The sequence below is a fragment of the Nonomuraea deserti genome, from assembly GCF_004348685.1.
In the GTDB taxonomy this organism is placed as follows: Bacteria; Actinomycetota; Actinomycetes; order Streptosporangiales; family Streptosporangiaceae; genus Nonomuraea; species Nonomuraea deserti.
On sequence record NZ_SMKO01000358.1, the window covers coordinates 1 to 3,702 of the forward strand.

The window sequence follows — 3,702 nt, forward strand, 5'->3', positions numbered from 1 at the left end:
GGGCGGGCATGCCGAGATGGTCGGCGACCGCGATGGTGTCGAAGCCGAGCGCCTCGGCTTTCTTGCACTTCTCGACCCAGGCGCGCCGGGTGGCGGAGATGTGCAGGGCGACCCCGAAGCGGAACATCACTTCGCCTCGGAAATCGTCACCGGGCCGGTGATGGTGTCGAGTTCCTCGACCTCGAAGTCGGACAGGCTCAGCCGGATGTCAGCGGCTGCCTGACTCGCCCGGCGCCAGTGGTGTTCGCTCTGGAACAGGGTGACGGTGGTGACCGTGCCGTCGCCCGAGTCGATGGTCTGGCAGCTGACGATGCCGCCGGGATCCTGACCGGCGCCTTGGCGGCGTCACCGGTGAGCTGGCCGGCGAACTGCCGCTCGACCCGGCTCATCAGGGCTTCGACGGTGCCCTTGCCCATCCGGTAGCGGCGTATGAACGCGTACATCATGCTCCTTGTCACTCATTAAGTCCTCATATCAGGACTTGAAAGTCTTTGAGAGAGGATATAGCGTCGGCGGCGAGGAGAAAAGATGCAACGGACAGGACGGCGGCCGGGGATCTCGACCACCAGGGAGCAGATCGTGGCGGCCGCGGCCGCGTCGTTCAGCTCACTCGGCTATGACGGCACGAGCATGCGCCAGGTTGCCGCGGACGCCGGAGCCGACCGGGCAGACCCGCGAGTTCTGGCCCACGACATGCTCGGCAGCCTCACCCGGAAACTCGGGTGGACCCTCCCGAGCTACGGGCGGCGCTCGCCGCCGCCCAGCTGGTCGGGCTCATCATCGCCCGCTACGCCGTGAAGGTGACGCGCTGGTCTCCTCCTCACCCGACGTGGCCCGCTGGGTCGCGCCGACGTTGCAGCGCTACCTGACAGGGCGGGCTCCCCAACCCTGAGGAGGTTCACATGTACGCGATCGTGCGACATTACAACGCGAGCTCCGGCTCGATCGAGGAGATGGTCGAGCAGGTGGACCGCGAGTTCGCCGATCGCATCCCCGAACAGGTCGGTTCGATCCTCTACACCGCGGTCCACACCGGCGACGGGACCGCGATGACGATCACCATGTTTGCCGACACCGCCACCGCGAACCGCTCGGAGCAGACGGTCGCGCAGGTCCAGCAGGCCCTGGCGGCGCGGTTCGGGGTGAGCGAGACCGCGGTGCATCGCGGTGAGGTGCTGGTGAGCAGAGCTTCGCAAGCTGTCGCCGAGACCGTTCGATTCACGAGGTAGCAGAGAGGAATGTCTGATGGTTGATCTTCCGAGTGGTCCGCTGGCCGAGGTGGACCTCGAATTTCAGAAGATGGCGCTGGAGACCGGCGGGTTCACGTTCGAGCTGGCGGGCACGAGCGTGCGGGAGAAGTTGCTGCAGGTCACGGCGCACGACATCTGCCGCGGCCATCTCGGGCTGGCCTTCACCATGCACATCACGGCCCTTGACATGCACGGCGTCCCGTACGCCGACATGCTCGCCCTGATCAGGTTCGTCGCCCCCTACGCCGGCTACCCGGCGGCGGCCGACGCGTTGAGCCGAGTAGCGCAGGCTGCGGCCGAGCGAGGGCTGGACACCACACCGCAGCCGAGCCAGGTGGCCGAGAGTTCGCCGGGCGCCGCCTGGCCGGTGGACGATCCGTGGCTGGCCGAATTTCTGGTCTCGCGTACCGGGCGGGCCTGGTCGGAGGAGCGGCTGAGCGGGCGCGAGCGCGCCTTCGTCGCGCTGACCGCGCACATCGCCCGCAGCGCCTTCGGTGAGTCGTATCGCAAGCACGTCGCGCTGGCCCTGCAGTTCGCCGGACCGGAGGAGGTCCGCGACGCCGTGCGCTTCACCGCCGAGCTGAGCGTGATCGACGCGGCCGACGCGCTGGAGGCGCTGGAGAACGCATTGGCGGCGGCGTGAGCTCCGAGGTGGCCCGGCTGGCCTTCTTCGCCGGCGCGTGGGAAGGGCACGGGAAGTTTCTCGACACCGGGATCGCGCAGCCGGTCCTGCGGGTGGAGGGAGCCTTCCGGCACCGCGGGCACTGGCTGGAGCAGCGCTTCTCCTGGATCGAGCAGGGCGAGGGCCTCGACGTCCTGGAGGCGACACGGCTGTGGGGGTATGACGCCGCGGAGCGGCGCTTCGTCTCCGAATGGTTCGACAGCCGAGGCCGCCGGGCCACCGTCACCTCGCCGGGCTGGACAGGGGACCGGCTGGTGGCCGAGGCGGTGATCCTCGACGGAGGCCACCGCGTCCAGGCCCGCGAGACATTCGTCAGGGTCGGTGACGACGAGTGGCGGCACCTCGCCGAGGCGGACACCGGTCAGGGCTGGACCCTGATCGAGGAGCAGACACTGCGGCGCGTGGGCTGAGGAGGACGGCGTATGGACGCGACCACCTGCTGCATCGCGGGCGGCGGACCGGCGGGCATGGTGCTGGGGCTGCTGCTGGCCAGGGCGGGCGTCGAGGTGACGGTGCTGGAGAAGCACGGGGACTTCCTGCGCGACTTCCGCGGCGACACGGTGCACCCGACCACCCTGGAACTGCTGGACGACCTGGGCCTCGGCGACCGGTTCGAGCGGCTGCCGCAGAACCGTCTCGACGAGGTGCTGGTGCCGGTCGGCGGCGGGATCCAGCGGGTGGGCGACCTGGCGGCGCTGCCGGGCAGGTACAACTACATCGCGATGGCCCGCAATGGGACCTGCTCGACCTGCTCGCCGGCGCCGCCGCCGGACATCCCACGTTCAGCCTGCGGATGAACACCGAGGCCACCGGCCTGTTCATGGACGGGGAAGGGTGACGGGCGTCGAATACCGCTCGAGCGACGGTGAGACGGGACGGATCTGCGCCCACCTCACCGTCGTCTGCGACGGCCGCTGGTCGGTGCTGCGCCGGGCGGCACGGCTGTCGGCCAGGCAGTGGCCGGTCCCGATGGACGTGTGGTGGTTCAAGATCCCCCGCTGGGAACACGAACCCAAGACCATGGCCGTGATCAGCAGGCCGCGCCTGTTGCAAGGTCATCTGCTCCACCAACGCGATCCCAGAGCGTCAACGCCCGCATCCGCAAGGTGGTGCGTGCCCGAGGCCACTTCCCGAACGAGACCGCGGCCCTGGAGTGTGTGTTCATGGCCTTGATCAGAAGATGGCGCTGGAGACGGGCGGGGTCACGTTCGGGCTGGCGGGCACCAGCGTGCGGGAGAAGCTGCTGCAGGTCACCGCGCACGATATTTGCCGCGGCCATCTCGGGCAAGCCTCCACGCCCGGTGGCCGAGGCTGCTCCTTCCCACGCTGGCTGCCCGGCCACCTGGCCGGCTTCGCCAACCCCGAGCACGCCAGGGCGATCCGGCTCTTCGCAACCTGGCGCGGGCCTCCCGCCCTCCGGGACCGAGCCGAGCAAAGCCACATTACGTCGAGCGTCCGCCGCGCCGCCGGCGAGCAGGTCACCTATGCGACTGCGTTCCTTCACTGGCTCGACAAGCGCGACTGCACGCTGACCTCCTGCCGCCAAGGCCGCGCGCGGGCGGAGCGGCTGACGCGCGGCGTCGCCCGCGCCGTCAGTCCGGGCGGGCCTCGTCGAGGTGGTCGGGGACGAGCGGCAGCAGCACCCTCTCGTAGAGGCTGCGCAGCTGGTCGGCGTCGACGGGCGGGGAGACGACCGTCGCTCCGACCGCGAGCAGGTAGGGCAGCAGAGCAGCGGTCCTGGCTTCCTCGTCACTGCTGACGGCGGGCCGC

Annotated in this window: 5 protein-coding genes and 1 pseudogene; all 6 read left to right on the forward strand. The window is 69.7% G+C overall.

The features are described 5' to 3' along the window. Positions 1-722: 722 nt before the first annotated feature. Positions 723-869, forward strand: a complete 147-nt coding sequence (locus tag E1292_RS56025) for a TetR/AcrR family transcriptional regulator (protein ID WP_369334355.1) — start codon at positions 723-725, stop codon at positions 867-869. Positions 870-902: 33 nt separating this feature from the next. Next, complete coding sequence (locus tag E1292_RS49800; protein WP_132606784.1) at positions 903-1,229, forward strand: hypothetical protein; 327 nt, start codon at positions 903-905, stop codon at positions 1,227-1,229. Positions 1,230-1,245: 16 nt separating this feature from the next. Then, positions 1,246-1,893, forward strand: a complete 648-nt coding sequence (locus E1292_RS49805) for a dehydrogenase (protein WP_132606785.1) — start codon at positions 1,246-1,248, stop codon at positions 1,891-1,893. Beyond that, a complete protein-coding gene (locus E1292_RS49810; RefSeq protein ID WP_165975177.1) occupies positions 1,890-2,342 on the forward strand; it encodes a DUF1579 family protein in 453 nt (150 codons plus the stop codon). Before E1292_RS49805 ends, E1292_RS49810 begins: the two co-directional genes overlap by 4 nt. A gap of 12 nt (positions 2,343-2,354) precedes the next feature. Then, positions 2,355-2,729 carry an FAD-dependent monooxygenase gene (locus E1292_RS55590; RefSeq protein WP_342775785.1) on the forward strand — a complete coding sequence of 125 codons (375 nt, stop codon included), beginning with the start codon at positions 2,355-2,357 and terminating at the stop codon, positions 2,727-2,729. A 254-nt stretch (positions 2,730-2,983) separates the two neighbouring features. Then, positions 2,984-3,131, forward strand: a pseudogene (locus E1292_RS54720) (transposase); the annotation flags it as partial. Positions 3,132-3,702 lie beyond the last annotated feature (571 nt).